Source organism: Maridesulfovibrio salinus, from assembly GCF_055394525.1.
In genome coordinates this window covers 1,267,501-1,282,990 of the sequence record NZ_AP042461.1, presented here as the reverse complement: position 1 = coordinate 1,282,990, position 15,490 = coordinate 1,267,501, and the positions used below count along the sequence as shown (strand labels likewise).

Genomic DNA, 15,490 nt, shown 5'->3' with positions numbered 1-15,490 from the left:
CCTGTACTGATATTTACAGACCAAATTTTAAGGAGATAACATCAAATGGCTAAACAGATTCTTTTCGACGCCAAGGCTCGTGAAAAACTGAAAATCGGCGTGGACAAGCTCGCTGATGCAGTAAAGGTTACCCTCGGCCCCAAAGGCCGCAACGTAGTAATGGACAAATCCTTCGGCTCTCCGGTTATCACTAAAGACGGTGTGTCCGTGGCCAAGGAAATCGAACTTAAGGACAAGTTCGAAAACATGGGTGCACAGATGGTCAAGGAAGTTGCTTCCAAAACCTCTGACATCGCAGGTGACGGTACTACCACCGCAACCATTCTCGCACAGGCTGTTTTCACTGAAGGTGTAAAACTCGTTGCTGCAGGCCGTAACCCCATGGCTATCAAACGCGGTATCGACAAAGCCGTTGAAGCTATCATCGACCACCTCGAAACCCTTGCCAAACCTACCCGCGACCAGAAAGAAATCGCACAGGTCGGAACAATCTCCGCAAACAACGATATCACCATCGGTAACATCATCGCCGAAGCAATGAACAAGGTCGGTAAAGAAGGTGTCATCACCGTAGAAGAAGCCAAAGGCCTCGATACTACCCTTGATGTTGTTGAAGGTATGCAGTTCGACCGTGGTTACCTTTCCCCCTACTTCGTTACCAACGCAGAAAAAATGATCTGCGAAATGGACGAGCCCCTGATCCTCATCAGCGAAAAGAAAGTAAGCAACATGAAAGAGCTCCTGCCCGTACTTGAGCAGGTAGCCAAAATGAACAAGCCTCTGGTCATCATTGCTGAAGACATTGAAGGTGAAGCTCTTGCAACTCTCGTTGTCAACAAGCTCCGCGGAACCCTCAACGTTGTTGCTGTTAAGGCTCCCGGTTTCGGCGACCGCCGCAAAGCAATGCTCGCAGACCTCGCAGCCCTCACCGGCGGCTCCGTTGTTTCCGATGACATCGGCCTTCAGCTTGAAGGTGTAACCCTTGAAGACCTCGGTTCCGCCAAGCGCGTTGTTATCGACAAGGAAAACACCACCATCGTTGACGGTGCAGGCGAAGCAGAGACAATCAAAGCTCGCGTGGGCCAGATCCGTAACGAAATCGAACTTTCCACTTCTGACTACGACCGTGAAAAGCTTCAGGAGCGTCTTGCCAAAATCGTTGGCGGTGTTGCCGTTATCAACGTAGGTGCTGCGACTGAAACAGAAATGAAAGAAAAGAAAGCACGCGTTGAAGATGCTCTTAACGCTACCCGCGCTGCTGTTGAAGAAGGCATCGTTCCCGGTGGCGGAACCGCGCTCATCCGCTGCATCGCTGCTCTGGAAAATGTCACTGCTTCCGATGATGACGAAACCGCAGGTATCGACATTATCCGCCGCGCCATTGAAGAGCCTCTTCGCCAGATCGCAGGTAACGCAGGACTTGAAGGTTCCATCGTTGTAGAAAAAGTAAAAGAAGCCAAAGACGGCAACGGATTCAACGCTGCAATCGGCGAATACGAAGACCTCATCAAGGCCGGTGTAATCGACCCCAAAAAGGTTACCCGTATTGCCATTCAGAACGCTGCTTCTGTAGCAGGTCTCCTGCTCACCACCGAATGCGCCATCGCTGAAAAGCCTGAAAAGGCTGCTGATATGGGCGGAATGCCCGGCGGAATGCCCGGCGGCATGGGCGGAATGGGTGGCATGGGCGGAATGGGCGGCATGGGCGGAATGTACTAGACACTCCCCCGTGAAGCTCATCGGCTCTCAAACCGATATAATAATCCCCGGCATCCTTAAAGAATGCCGGGGATTTTAATTTTCACATTTCTTCTTTCGAAAAAAGATCAACTAAAAATTAGAAATCAAGCTTTATAGCCTTGGACTGATCATTTTTCTCCGGTGCTTTCTTTTTAGGGGCCTTTGTAGCGGTAGCGGCATCACTATTGTCGAGGTTGAAGGATGACTGACTTTTCCCTGATTTTGCCGCGGCTTTCGCCTGGGCAGCTTCCTTGGTTGTCTGTCCTGGTTTATAACCGCGCCCGAAGACCTTAGGGCCGAGTTTGTCGGATATTTTCTTCGCCTCACGGTTCAGCGGGTTGATCTTAAGCACGGCCGCGGCAGCATCATAAGCTTCCGTAAACATGCGCTTTGCAAGAAAGATTTTGGACTGGCGCACATAAACGCTTTCATTGGCCCCAAAACGTCTCGAAATTTCCTTGATCACATCAAGGGCTTTATCATGCTCCGAAAGCATTTCCCAAGCCATCAGCAGGGAGATATAAGGCCTGCTGTCTCCGGGAGTCTGGGTTATAGCCCTTTCCAGATATTCAACTCCCTCAGAAGGAAATCCGGCTTTTACAAGCCTGGCTCCTATATCCTGCAGGAGGCCTCTTTCCTCAGGAAAGGCCTCGGAAATTTTTCTGAAATACTTTTTGGCCTCTTTCACATTCTTATCATCAAGATGCTTCTGCCCGGTCAATACAAACTTATCTATCTGATTTTTCTGCTTGCGGACCTTCTCCACTGCAGCCTTCTCCATGGCATTCTTGATCGTGTCATGAATCTTCAACAGCATGGCTGCGAGCTTTTTCTCCTGTCCCTTTGTATACTTTAAAGACCTGGGTAAAACTCTTTTCAACTCTTCCATGGCCAGCAACTGCCTGATGACTTCGTCAACGAGAATTCCTATTTCAAATTTCTCACGCCCGAAAACCTTGCTCTGAGATAAATCATCAAGGGACAAGCTGAGGGCATGCAGACAACGCAGATAGTCCTTCCGCTGCCCGTAAGCCTTGGCTCGAGCAATATTTTCCTTGATGCTCTTGGGTGAACTCATACCAGAAAGACTCCCCGGTCATTACTCTCGATTAATTTCAATTAAAACTAACTGTTAATGAAAAACATACAGTTTCTTAAAGGCAAACCATCCAACGGTATCCGATTATAGCAGACAGGCCATTTAAAGCAAATCATCAAGTCACTCAATACGCTCCCGGCTTTCAGTCTCTACATTTCTGAATATAATTACACTATTGGTAATGATTCTTTACCCTATGACGATGCTTGTCAAGAATCACGAGTATCACCCCCGTCACGGCACACCAATAATTCCTTTATTTACCCCCGCCCGCATTGACGCCAATGTTTCCAGACGGTACTTTTGCGCCTGAACATTTTTACATCTGCCATGCAGACAACAATAAAATCCAGATGAGCATAACTGATGAACATATATCTATTTATAATCATTTTTTCTCTTGTCGGAGCATTTCTGCTCGGATTCATAGCCAGACACCTAAACCGCAAAGCTCTTTCACCCAGCCTGCCCGGTGAATTTTCAGAAATTTTCGATTCCGAGGAATACAGCAGAGCTCAGGAATACTCCAGAGCCGGTATGGGCTTTGACAATATTTCAGGGGCATTCAGCACTCTTGCGACTATCATTTTTATACTCTGTGGCGGATTCAACTACCTTGATATCTGGGCCAGAGGATTCGGATTTGGAAACATAGGAACGGGCCTGCTTTTCTTTGCCGGACTTGCCATCCTGAGTGATATAATATCTTTACCCTTTTCTCTCTACCATACCTTTGTAATCGAAGAAAGATTCGGCTTTAACAAAACGAACCTCAAGACATTCATCATTGACAAGCTTAAAGGATATCTCCTTGGTGGAGTAATTGGCGGGATTCTTTTGAGCGGAGTTCTTCTGTTTTTCAATGCATCAGGCAGTCTGGCCTGGCTGTGGTGCTGGATTTTTACCATTGCGATTACCCTAGCCATACAATATATCGCTCCGGCCTGGATTCTGCCGCTGTTTAACAAGTTCACTCCCCTGGAAGATGGAGAGCTCAAAAATAAGATTGAAAAATTCGCAGCTGAAAACGGTTTTGAACTGAGCGGAATATTTATGATTGACGGTTCCAAACGCTCAACAAAAGCCAATGCGTACTTCACCGGATTCGGCAAGAAGAAACGTATTGCCCTTTTTGACACCCTTATAGATTCTTTGACCACCGATGAACTGGTTGCTGTTCTGGCCCATGAGATCGGTCACAGCAAACTCGGCCATATACGCAAAAGAATGATCACAAGCATCATCAGCACTGGAATTATTTTTCTTCTTATGTCCTTTTTCCTTGGCAACAAAGAACTCTTTGCCGCCTTCAGCATGGACCACATGTCCATACATGCCGGACTGATCTTTTTTGCGCTTCTTTACACCCCCGTTTCTATTGTTCTTTCCATTTTCAGTAACATCCGTTCCCGCAAACATGAATTCGAGGCGGACAATTTCGCGGCCCGAACAACTAAAGATCCGCAGTCCCTTATCAGCGGGCTGAAGAAACTGTCCGTCAGCAACCTCTCCAATCTTACACCGCACCCCTTTTACGTTTGGCTCGAATACAGCCATCCCCCGGTTCTTAAAAGAATCGAAAAACTCAGAGAATATGAAGGTGGATTAAAGTAATGCGCATGCAGTCAGAAAGAGAACTGGTGGTGGAGTACGGGAAAAAACTGCTCTCGGCGGGACTGACCACCGGAACAGGCGGTAATCTCAGTGTTTTCAACCGGGAAACCGGGCTGATGGCGATAAGCGCCAGTGGCCTCAATTATCTTGATGCCACTCCTGAAGATGTGGTCCTCATGGATCTTGAGGGGAATACAGTAGACTCAGTACGCAAGCCCTCCAGCGAGCATGGCTTCCACTCCATTCTTTATAAAACCCGCCGGGACGTTAACGCTGTGGTACACACCCATTCAGTCTATGCAACGACAGTCGCCTGTATGAACATGGAGTTGCCTGCGGTGCACTACCTTGTCGGCTTTGCTGGCAGGAAAGTGCCTCTGGCACCATACGCCACCTTCGGAAGCCCGGAACTGGCCACAAATGTTGCTGAAACAATTGAGAACTACAACGCTGTCCTGCTCGCCAACCACGGGCTCATTACAGTCGGCAAAGGCATTGGCAACGCCTTTGACGCGGCGGAAGAACTTGAGCTGGTAGCCAGAATCTATATTCAGGCCCTTTCGGCAGGGAAACCTGTAATTGTTCCAGACAATGAAATGGAAAAGGTTATCGATAAATTCTCTACCTACGGCCAGGCCGGCGGCAAGCAGGAGTAGAAAATGGGAATGGAAATGTCTGCAGGAATCTTTGAAATTGCGTTCCCCCTTTTTTTGATCATGGACCCTCTGGGAAACCTTCCGGTGTGTCTCTCCATGCTCAAGGATTTTTCCCCGCAGCGTCAACGCCGCATTCTGCTGCGAGAACTGCTCTTTGCCCTTGGAGTAATAATACTGTTCATGTATCTCGGGGCCGGGCTCATGAAAATTCTTAATATCCACCAATCCACACTGCGCATTGCCGGTGGGATTATCCTGTTCATCATATCCATGAAAATGATATTTCCCAAACAGGAATCCAATGGCACGGAAGCGGAAAAAGATCCTTTCATTGTTCCAATTGCTGTTCCTTTGTTTGCCGGGCCTTCACTACTGGCCGCCGTAATGGTCTACGGTTCAAGGGATAATGCGGATCTTACCGTTCTTACAGGGGTAATGTCAGCCTGGGCGGCAACTTTCATAATAATGATGGCAGGCCCCACGCTGGCCAGACTTCTAGGAAAAAGAGGACTGAGAGCCTGTGAAAGACTCATGGGATTGATTCTTATTCTGGTGTCAGTTCAGATGCTCGAAGACGGAATAGCATTTTACATTAATAACGTTCTCGGAAAATAGCATATCCTTAATCAAAAATTCGATCCATGGCGGCTTTCAAAACATGAGACCTGACCGGCTTGGCAATGAATTCTGAAACTCCGAGTTCCCGCATCTTTTTATAATCACTGTCAGCGCCATAGGCACTCATGACGATTATAGGCATGGCTTTGCCCGCAGGCTCCGTCTCTCTGATGCGGGCAATTGCCTCATAGCCGCTCATCTCGGGCATATGAATATCCATCAGCACCAGATCACAGCTTTGCTCTTCCAGAAACCTCAGTACTTCAGTTCCATTAGCTGCTGTCCTGACATTGCACCCCCATTGCTCTAGAATACGGCGCATAAAAACCTGACTGCTTATATCATCTTCTGCTAAAAGGACATTCAGCCCCACCTCTGTATCCACAATGCTGTCATCTTCATCAGAACTGTCAGTAGTCTTTTCCAAAGGCTTCTCAGCGCCATCCTGTCCTGTAACATCATAAATGAAATTGTTTACCGCTTTTTTAAGACGCTGAGCTGAAAGAACACATTTAGCAACATATTCACGGGCCGAAGAGGACATTTCCTCGCCTTCAAGAACCTTAAGACTGCCAAGCATTCCCGCCACAGGTGTTCTCAACTCATGTGAAAGTGAATCCTGAAATTCACGCCCTAGTGGTAGCTGAACATTTTTTCCGACATCATCTTCATTTAATTCCCGCGCGAAGCCTACTATGGCCGAGGGTCTACCGTTGCCGTCAACATGCAGGCAATGCCGAACATCAAACCTTATCTTGTTTCCCTGACTGTCATTGGCAGGAAGAGTAAGCCTTGTTTCAGTTCTTTGCTCCACAACCGTCCTGATATCCTTAAGAACAGTCTCAGCAACCTGAGGAGAAAGAAAATTATAGACGCTCAATCCCACACACGCAGATGGATTAGAGACCCCTGCATAGCCTGCGAACACATTATTTACTTTCAGAAAACACCCATTAAAATCCTGAATAAAAATTGAATCCGTAGAATTATTCATAACGGAATCCAAGTAACGACGCTCTTTATCCAGTTCTGACTCTAAAAATTCCACCTTACTGACATTTTGAACAATACCTATGCAGCCGGAAGGACGCCCCTTTCTGTCCCGGGCTAGGACCACAGTATGAACCAGTTTCCCCTTTCCAAACTGTTTAGAATCGTATTGCACCTCAAAGCTGGATGAAATATTCCCTGCCCGCAGAGATTTATAAACTGCGCCATTGACTTCAAAGCCATCAGTAGAAGGAAGAATTAGATTCCTGACATCCTCATTCGCACTGTCCATACATTCAGGGAGTACACTTTCAGCACCGCTGAAAGCAACAATCCTGCCCTCAAGATCAATACGGTAGCAGGCTATTCCGGCGGCATTCAGAGCATCGAAAAACAACTCTTCATGAAGCGCGGCTTCATCGTCTGCTTTCTTGCTGTGCAGCAAATTAATCAGAGAATAGGCCATTCCCACGCATAAGACTCCCACGGCCAGAGCATAAGGAAAAGCTGTATTCACAAATGTTCCGGCAGCAAATGCACCGATTGTACAACAGCCGATTATCAGGGAAAGATATATTCTATTCATAGTCCGCCGAACATGCCGTTTCAATTATCCATCTTCAAATAATTCCTAAAAGACACAATTCACTGATGACACTATTTCACCCCGGCAATCTTTTCAAGTATTTATAACTTTTTTTAGACTAACTCAAAGATATGGGCGTCATTCAAAGCCCATCCAAATAACTTAAAAAACATAAATTAATGATATATTTGATTTTATACAGGGAAACAAGAATAGAAAATCTTATGTATCAAAAAAACAACCCACCGACATTAAGTCAGTGGGCTGATGATCACATATTGATTGAAGCAGCAGTAAATTCCCTACAGGCTTAAGGTCATCCCCTGCTTCAACCCGGAATCCGGAACCGCTTCTGCGCCCGGAGAATCCTGCTGAACGCTTCTGAGCATTGCAAGTTCTTCAACAGAAAGGATTTTGTTAATATCCAGGATAATTACAAAATCATCATCCTGCTTACCCATCCCCCGTATAAACTCAGTCTTTATTGTAGTGCCCATCCTTGGAGGCTCTTCAATCATATTCTCCGTAAGCTCAATAACTTCACGGACTGAGTCAGCCAAAGCGCCCATGACAGTGCTCTCGCCATCAAATACAACCTCTACTATAATGATACAGGTATTGATCGTATCTTCAGTTCTGCTCATGCCGAATTTCAAACGCATATCAACAACAGGAACTGCATGCCCTCTGAGATTTATAACTCCACGCATAAATTTAGGAGTTCTGGGGATACGCGTAATCGGAGTCAACTCAAGGACTTCCCTCACACTCGAGATATCAAGGGCATAGATATCCTTATTCAAGGTAAAAGTCAGATACTGATTCGTTGTACTGTTGATCTCAACACTCATGATTACCACCTGCTTGTTAAAAACTTTTGAAAGCCCTCATAAGCCTGACGTTTACAATAATACAAAACAGACTTCAGGACCAGAGTTTATCAGAATTTTTCAAAATCTCCATCAGAGAAATCACTTCCCATATCAAGAGAGACACCTTTTACAGAATCACCTTCAGGTGCGGATGAATACTCAGGTTGCCTGCGCACAGGACTCTCCTTTGCCACAGAAGGACGTGATCGAGGTAAAGATCTGACTCTCGCGGGAGCATTGTTCGCGACTCTGAAAAAGCTCATCACCTGCTGAAGCTGTTCCGCCTGGCTGGAAAGTTCTTCAGAAGTGGAAGCCATCTCCTCAGAAGCTGATGCATTCTGTTGTGTAACCTGATCAAGCTGTTGAACGGCCTTGTTGATCTGTTCCGCTCCAGATAACTGCTCACCGCTTCCTGCTGCAATCTCCTGGACGAGTTCGGCAGTTCTTTTGATATCAGGAACCAGCTGCTTCAGCATTTGTCCCGCTTTTTCAGCAACATCAACAGTGCTTGAAGAAAGTTCCCCTATTTCACCGGCAGCGGCCCCGCTTCTTTCAGCCAGCTTTCTGACTTCTGCGGCTACAACGGCAAAACCCTTACCATGCTCACCGGCACGGGCAGCTTCGATAGCCGCATTTAATGCCAACAAATTGGTCTGACGGGCGATCTCCTCAATGATTGATATCTTCTCAGCAATATTTTTCATGGCATCTACAGCCTTGACCACTGCTCTTCCACCCTCTTCAGCCTGCTGTGATGACTGCAGGGCAATCTGCTCCGTCTGCTGAGCGTTCTCCGTATTCTGACGGATATTGGCGGTCATTTCTTCAATTGAAGCTGAAACTTCCTCAACATTGGCAGCCTGTTCAGTAGAGGCCTGAGACAGGCTTTCCGATGTCGCCGCGAGCTCTTCACTGCCTGAAGCAACATTTTCTGTTGAGCTGCCCACCTCGGAAACCACAGAAGACAGCCTGTGCACCATTTCGTTAAGCGCGGCTGCAAGCGTCCCGATTTCATCACGCTGATCAATATCGAGCGTTCTTGTAAAATCCCCTCTGGACATGTTTTCAGCAAATGCGACACCCTTCCTTACAGGACCGGTAATTGCCCGTGTTACTGCTACGGAAATCAAAGCACCACAAATCAAGGCAAGAGCAAGTCCTCCCAGAATCAGGGCAAAAGAATATTCCATTACTTCTTTAGCAGCTTCATTCTGCCCGGCCTTGAGCATCTCACTTTGATCCAGTGCGTCTTCACCGATAGCGGCCATCCTGCCGAGTTCTGCTGCCTGAACATCCATCCTTTCAGCAATCTGATTAAATCCATCAAGATAAGCTCGGGTGGCATCCTCAAGCTCTGAAACATTCCACCCAGAAACTCCGGTAACCCACTTATTTCTCTCTAGATTACTGCAGCTCTTGAGAATAGAGGAAAGCTCGCTACGGACATTTTTAAGATATTCAGCACTACCGGTCTTTAGGTAGTAAAGCCCCTGAGTGCGCGTATTTCTGAAATTTCTGTCAATATCAACAAGTGCCGTATAAGCATCAAAAGCAGAATTAATATCAGCTGTAGCGGTGGTTAACATGAAATTTTTCTGGAGATATCCTTTGGCCTGTTCCTCCATCCTGCGGACAGAATCGTCCAAGCTTCCGGCAGCAGAAAGGCAGATCTCTATAGCTTTGTTCTTCTCTTTTTCATACTTAACGTACGCTGCGAAGCTGTTCTTGTAATCCGAAGCCTTTTGCTGGAAAATTGATATCCTTTCCAATCCCTTACCGGAGAAGTCATCCTTATGCTCGGATATCCCTGCCCCAAGAGCATCTATCGAGTCATGAAATTTTGTTTCCGCATCTGAAGATCCATCAAGAGTATAATACAAAACCATCAAACGTGATTTGTACATGTCAGTTACAGCTTTGCTGACAACGTCAGTTCTGGCGCCCTCCTCATCTACGTGGGAAAGTCCGTACCACCCCACACCGCCCACTATGGCGGCAAGAAAGAGAACAATAAAGAACCCACCGCCTATCTTCCACCCAAGTTTAAGATTCTTAAACATCCTTATCTCCAGTTTTATGAATAGAAACTTCCCGGCCACAGCCCAAAAAAAACAACGACATCACAAATCCTTCAATTGCATATATATAGATTGAGAACTGATATCAACTACTTCCTGCTATCTATACGACTTATCTTAGGTAAATGAAATGGAGAAATAAGAATGCACAAAAAAAGAACACACCCCGAACAAAACTATTCCAGACTGTTACCAACTGCTTTCAACACCATTTCAAGCTCGTCTTTTATATCCGGGACAGCAGCCTCAACTGATGCTAGATCACCGCTTCGAGCAGCTCGCTCCGCTCCTTCGGCAAGCAAAGAGATTCTTTCCGCTCTGATGGTCGCGGAAATCCCTTTGAGCGCATGAGCATATTTGATTGTCCCACCCTGATCTCCATCACCAAGTGCTGCAATCAAGGACTGAACTCGCTTCGGAGCATCCTCAAGATATACAGCCAGTATTTCGGCTCCCAGTTCTATATCACCACCAAGATGCGCATAAAATGCTTCTTTATTAAAAACTACTCCAGACATAACTGCACATGCCTCCTAAAATTACTGCCAGCTTGATAAAGTTCAAATGTGGAGCATAGAATCTAACATACTCTTTACCCATATACCATATTGAAAAACTGGGGTACTTCAGTTTGAATTTTCCTCCTGAAAAACCTTTCAGCCCCTTGTTGGGCAGCAAGTGAACGGGCATGCTCAAGCTCAGTTATTCCTTCAGATAATCTAAAAACTTTCAAATTTGTTACTCCTACATCCAAACTGACACGCCAATCCTGAGGATAATGCAGTGATAAATGGGAAAGAAATCCCAGCCTGCTAGACTCAGCTCCTTTCACATCAGTGAACACAGAATTCAATTTTTTAAAAATTAATAAATTGCCGGGAGAATGATATAATGCAGCGAAATAACAGTCTGCTGCACAGGAAGGAATTCCTGATTTCTCATCGAAGGGAACACCGGGTCTTACCCATAACCCACTCTTAAAAAGTTCATCCCCCCAAGCCAGAAGCAGCTGGGGGATTTCCTCAGGAAATTTAACAGGTCTGCGTTTGGATGAGGAAAAAAAAGCATAAAAAAAATGTTTGGCAACATCCCCTAGCCCCAGTCTGGCAGCACTTAACGAGGCAGACATATAAAAATAACAATCTGTGATATTAAAATGCTCTTTTAAATATGGCCGTACCATTTCAAGATAAGCTTCAGTTGCACCATTCATTGCAAATATACGCATCAAGGCTGCGTCACCCATCATATTCGGGGAGGATTTTAGCAGCCCCCCTATTGTGTTATTCCAATCTACAGCGTTATCTCCGGACTCAGCGAGAGCTGCATCGGCAAGACTTTTATATAAATCACTTGAAGCAGCAGTCGCAGCCCTGGGGTGAAGTTCTTGTGCAAAGTCGACTATCAAAGCTGCTCGATTCTCTGGCAGGTGATCCCGCATAACTCTTTCGTATCCGGAAAGGGCTAACGATGCAGCTTCCTTAGGATTACTTATCAGATAGTTTAATATTTTTTTAAGCTCAAGTACGTCACTATAGACTTGAATTTCACGACCTATATCAAACAGATCACCAATCCCTTCAACATAAGGGGTAACAACTGCGCAGCCACAAGAACATGCTTCAAACAATCTGAAATTCACTTCTCCGAATATGGCCTCATTCGGTACAATTCGAGTCTGCCTGTATATTCCCATCATCTGAGAGTAATTTACTCCCTCAGCCATATTCAAATTGTAATTGGAAGCAAGAAACTCAACAAACCACTGTCTAGCCTTACGTTCTTTAGAAACCCTGCCGACAAATGTTAAATTATGTTCTCTGGCATTATATGGAACAATACCTGACTCTGTTCCAATTTCCGGCCCCGGTCGCGCACCCATCCATGGAACCCAGCAGACCCTGGCATCACAGACCTTATCAAGAGCCGACAGCAATTTTTTTTGCGTGGTCAGAACTCCATCAAACAAAGAACCGTAGTACCCGTGCCAGTGCATGTTGAGGTGGGTATCAACTGACCAGAATATCTTTAAACAATCGATTTCATGCAGGCCTTTCAAAAAGACTCTACATCCCAGATTTTCCTGCTGCAGGATAAGGTCTGGCTTGAAACCGATTTCATGAAGCTTATTCCTGACGTCAAATTCCCTTAGATTTGTATAAATATATTCAACTTCAAAACTTAAGGAAGAGAAAGCATCCACCATAGGTTTACGGCAATTAACGAGGAATAATTTTTTCATGAGTTTTTTTATACGTTAAGGCTCTTTAACTTTGAAGAGTTAATTTTATAATCCACTATATAGTCACACGACCTTCCCCCCTCCCCCAAACTTCCTGCATTAAACGCAAGAAAGCCCCCTTGTTTACAAGGGGGCTTTGAAATAAAAGCTTGCGACGACCTACTTTCCCACTGGCTACCCAGCAGTATCATCGGCGATGGAGAGCTTAACTTCCGAGTTCGGAATGGGGTCGGGTGTGGCCTCTCCTCAGTGGTCGCAAGCAAATTTGCCTGCTACGACGAGCAAAATATATTGTTAAAATAGAGAAGATTTTTTCTACAACTCAATTTTGTGTAGTGTGCGTCAGATGTGAATTTTATCAATCTGAAGCCAGATGCGAAGTGTATTCTCAATACATGAGCAGTTGGCTCAGATTTAAAAATTCGCAGATGGCGTGCAATACGCAAAATTAAAGTTATAGGGAAGAGAAGAAAGATAAGTCGCACGATTTATTAGTACCGGTCAGCTGAGTGTGTCGCCACACTTACACCTCCGGCCTATCAACCAGGTGGTCTACCTGGAATCTTCAGATGCGTTAAGCATAGGGAGAACTAATCTCAAGGCAGGCTTCCCGCTTAGATGCTTTCAGCGGTTATCCCTTCCGAACATAGCTACCCTGCAGTGCCGCTGGCGCGACAACAGGAACACCAGAGGTTCGTCCACCCCGGTCCTCTCGTACTAGGGGCAGACCCTTTTCAATTCTCCTACGCCCACGGTAGATAGGGACCAAACTGTCTCACGACGTTTTAAACCCAGCTCGCGTACCACTTTAATCGGCGAACAGCCGAACCCTTGGGACCTGCTTCAGCCCCAGGATGTGATGAGCCGACATCGAGGTGCCAAACCGCGCCGTCGATGTGAACTCTTGGGCGCGATCAGCCTGTTATCCCCGGCGTACCTTTTATCCTATGAGCGATGGCCCTTCCATGCGGGACCACCGGATCACTAAGACCAACTTTCGTTCCTGCTCGACATGTCTGTCTTACAGTCAAGCTCCCTTATGCCTTTGCACTCAACGGCTGGTTTCCAATCAGCCTGAGGGAACCTTTGCAAGCCTCCGTTACTCTTTGGGAGGCGACCGCCCCAGTCAAACTACCCACCAGACACTGTCTCCAAGCCGGATAACGGCGTTGGATTAGAATTCAAGACTATCAAGGGTGGTATTTCAAGGTTGGCTCCACCGACACTGGCGTGCCGACTTCAAAGCCTCCCACCTATCCTACACATGATAGCCCTAAACCCAATGTCAAGCTATAGTAAAGGTGCACAGGGTCTTTCCGTCTTACCGCGGGTAACCGGCATTTTCACCGGTAATTCAATTTCACTGAGTCTCTGGTTGAGACAGTGGGGAGATCGTTACGCCATTCGTGCAGGTCGGAACTTACCCGACAAGGAATTTCGCTACCTTAGGACCGTTATAGTTACGGCCGCCGTTTACTGGGGCTTCAATTCGGAGCTTCGACTTAAAGTCTAACACCTCCTTTTAACCTTCCAGCACCGGGCAGGCGTCAGTCCATATACATCGTCTTACGACTTAGCATAGACCTATGTTTTTAGTAAACAGTCGCCCCCCCCGATTCTCTGCGGCTCCTGACAGCTCGGATAGTAAATAACTTCACCGTCGGGAGCATCCCTTATCGCTAACTTACGGGATCATTTTGCCGAGTTCCTTAACCAGAGTTCTCTCAAGCGCCTTGGTCTACTCGACCCGACTACCTGTGTTGGTTTGCGGTACGGTCAACAAGTGCTAAACTTAGAAGCTTTTCTAGGCAGTCTGGAATCACTCACTTCAAACGTAAAGTTACGGCATCGCATCTCGGCCTTAAGGGAAACGGATTTGCCTATTTCCCAAGCCTACGTGCTTACACCGGCATATCCAACAGCCGGCTGAGCTATCCTACTGCGTCCCTCCATCGCACACACTTGCTGGTACGGGAATATTAACCCGTTTTCCATCGACTACGCCTTTCGGCCTCGCCTTAGGGACCGACTAACCCTGGGAAGATTAGCTTTACCCAGGAAACCTTAGTCTTACGGCGAACGAGTTTCTCACTCGTTTTATCGTTACTCATGCCAGCATAATCACTTCTCATTAGTCCAGCGAACCTTCCGATTCACCTTCATCCCATCTGAGAACGCTCTCCTACCGATGCGTCAAAGACGCATCCCGTAGCTTCGGTACCATACTTAGCCCCGTTACATTTTCGGCGCAGAATCGTTAGACCAGTGAGCTATTACGCTTTCTTTAAAGGATGGCTGCTTCTAAGCCAACCTCCTGGCTGTCTATACAACTCCACCACCTTTTCCACTGAGTATGGATTTGGGGACCTTAGCTGACGGTCTGGGCTGTTTCCCTTTCGACTACGGACCTTCGCACCCGCAGTCTGACTCCCAGGATATATCTTACGGCATTCGGAGTTTGATAAGGTTTGGTAATCTGGTGGGACCCCTAGCCTTGTCAGTGCTCTACCTCCGCAAGAAAACTCCTGAGGCTATACCTCAATATATTTCGGAGAGAACCAGCTATCACCAAGTTTGATTGGCCTTTCACCCCTATCCACAGGTCATCCGAGTAATTTTCAACTTACAACGGTTCGGCCCTCCACTTGATTTTACTCAAGCTTCAGCCTGCCCATGGATAGATCACCTGGTTTCGGGTCTAATCCGCAATACTTGTCGCCCTGTTCAGACTCGCTTTCGCTACGGCTACACATCGCTGCTTAACCTTGCATTACAGATTAACTCACTGGCCCATTATGCAAAAGGCAAGTGGTCACGGAACAAGTCCGCTCCCACAGCTTGTAGGCAACTGGTTTCAGGTTCTATTTCACTCCCCTAACAGGGGTTCTTTTCACCTTTCCCTCACGGTACTGGTTCGCTATCGGTCTCTAAGTAGTATTTAGCCTTGGAAGATGGTCCTCCCAGATTCCCACGAGGTTTCACGTGTCTCGTGGTA

The 15,490-nt window shown here is 46.6% G+C and carries 9 protein-coding genes, 2 rRNA genes and 1 pseudogene (1 of these 12 cut by a window edge); 4 read left to right on the top strand and 8 right to left on the bottom strand.

All coding sequences use genetic code 11. The features are described 5' to 3' along the window. Positions 1–45: 45 nt before the first annotated feature. A complete protein-coding gene (gene groL, locus ACZ5PW_RS05650; protein ID WP_464558775.1) occupies positions 46–1,719 on the top strand; it encodes a chaperonin GroEL in 1,674 nt (557 codons plus the stop codon). 118 nt (positions 1,720–1,837) lie between these two features. Here the strand turns inward: groL and ACZ5PW_RS05645 are convergent, their stop codons facing one another. Then, positions 1,838–2,818 carry a tetratricopeptide repeat protein gene (locus ACZ5PW_RS05645; RefSeq protein ID WP_464558773.1) on the bottom strand — a complete coding sequence of 327 codons (981 nt, stop codon included), beginning with the start codon at positions 2,816–2,818 and terminating at the stop codon, positions 1,838–1,840. Between the two features lie 387 nt (positions 2,819–3,205). Here ACZ5PW_RS05645 and ACZ5PW_RS05640 point away from each other — a divergent pair, with 387 nt between their 5' ends. The 3 genes from ACZ5PW_RS05640 to ACZ5PW_RS05630 are packed head-to-tail and all read left to right on the top strand — an operon-like array spanning position 3,206 to position 5,724. Continuing rightward, on the top strand, positions 3,206–4,453 hold the full coding sequence (locus ACZ5PW_RS05640) for a M48 family metallopeptidase (protein WP_464558771.1): 1,248 nt from the start codon (positions 3,206–3,208) through the stop codon (positions 4,451–4,453). Further along, positions 4,453–5,109: an L-fuculose-phosphate aldolase gene (locus tag ACZ5PW_RS05635; protein WP_464558769.1), complete on the top strand. Its 657-nt coding sequence runs from the start codon at positions 4,453–4,455 to the stop codon at positions 5,107–5,109. Before ACZ5PW_RS05640 ends, ACZ5PW_RS05635 begins: the two co-directional genes overlap by 1 nt. Positions 5,110–5,118: 9 nt before the next feature. After that, positions 5,119–5,724, top strand: a complete 606-nt coding sequence (locus tag ACZ5PW_RS05630; RefSeq protein ID WP_464560371.1) for a MarC family protein — start codon at positions 5,119–5,121, stop codon at positions 5,722–5,724. Between the two features lie 7 nt (positions 5,725–5,731). On the opposite strand, the gene ACZ5PW_RS05625 is transcribed toward ACZ5PW_RS05630, so the two are convergent. The 7 genes and pseudogenes from ACZ5PW_RS05625 to ACZ5PW_RS05595 form a co-directional block, all read right to left on the bottom strand. Then, positions 5,732–7,303, bottom strand: coding sequence for a response regulator (locus ACZ5PW_RS05625; protein ID WP_464558767.1), 1,572 nt, complete (start codon positions 7,301–7,303; stop codon positions 5,732–5,734). Between the two features lie 302 nt (positions 7,304–7,605). Then, positions 7,606–8,154: a chemotaxis protein CheW gene (locus ACZ5PW_RS05620; protein WP_464558765.1), complete on the bottom strand. Its 549-nt coding sequence runs from the start codon at positions 8,152–8,154 to the stop codon at positions 7,606–7,608. Positions 8,155–8,243: 89 nt separating this feature from the next. Continuing rightward, positions 8,244–9,305, bottom strand: a pseudogene (locus tag ACZ5PW_RS05615) (methyl-accepting chemotaxis protein); the annotation flags it as partial. Positions 9,306–10,429: 1,124 nt separating this feature from the next. After that, a complete protein-coding gene (locus ACZ5PW_RS05610; RefSeq protein WP_464558763.1) occupies positions 10,430–10,771 on the bottom strand; it encodes an Hpt domain-containing protein in 342 nt (113 codons plus the stop codon). Positions 10,772–10,845: 74 nt separating this feature from the next. Next, entirely contained in the window at positions 10,846–12,495 is a 1,650-nt protein-coding gene (locus ACZ5PW_RS05605) for a glycosyltransferase family protein (RefSeq protein WP_464558761.1), read from the bottom strand. Positions 12,496–12,641: 146 nt separating this feature from the next. Next, a 5S ribosomal RNA gene (gene rrf, locus ACZ5PW_RS05600) occupies positions 12,642–12,756 on the bottom strand. Positions 12,757–12,965: 209 nt separating this feature from the next. Next, a 23S ribosomal RNA gene (locus ACZ5PW_RS05595) occupies positions 12,966–15,490 on the bottom strand; it runs 412 nt beyond the window's last position.

Bases quoted from the DNA above. Each gene is read 5' to 3' on its own strand.
- ACZ5PW_RS05635 (WP_464558769.1), top strand. From the start codon at position 4,453: ATGCGCATGCAGTCAGAAAGAGAACTGGTGGTGGAGTACGGGAAAAAA.
- ACZ5PW_RS05625 (WP_464558767.1), bottom strand. From the start codon at position 7,303: ATGAATAGAATATATCTTTCCCTGATAATCGGCTGTTGTACAATCGGT.
- ACZ5PW_RS05610 (WP_464558763.1), bottom strand. From the start codon at position 10,771: ATGTCTGGAGTAGTTTTTAATAAAGAAGCATTTTATGCGCATCTTGGT.
- ACZ5PW_RS05605 (WP_464558761.1), bottom strand. From the start codon at position 12,495: ATGAAAAAATTATTCCTCGTTAATTGCCGTAAACCTATGGTGGATGCT.
- ACZ5PW_RS05645 (WP_464558773.1), bottom strand. From the start codon at position 2,818: ATGAGTTCACCCAAGAGCATCAAGGAAAATATTGCTCGAGCCAAGGCT.
- ACZ5PW_RS05630 (WP_464560371.1), top strand. From the start codon at position 5,119: ATGGAAATGTCTGCAGGAATCTTTGAAATTGCGTTCCCCCTTTTTTTG.
- groL (WP_464558775.1), top strand. From the start codon at position 46: ATGGCTAAACAGATTCTTTTCGACGCCAAGGCTCGTGAAAAACTGAAA.
- ACZ5PW_RS05640 (WP_464558771.1), top strand. From the start codon at position 3,206: ATGAACATATATCTATTTATAATCATTTTTTCTCTTGTCGGAGCATTT.
- ACZ5PW_RS05620 (WP_464558765.1), bottom strand. From the start codon at position 8,154: ATGAGTGTTGAGATCAACAGTACAACGAATCAGTATCTGACTTTTACC.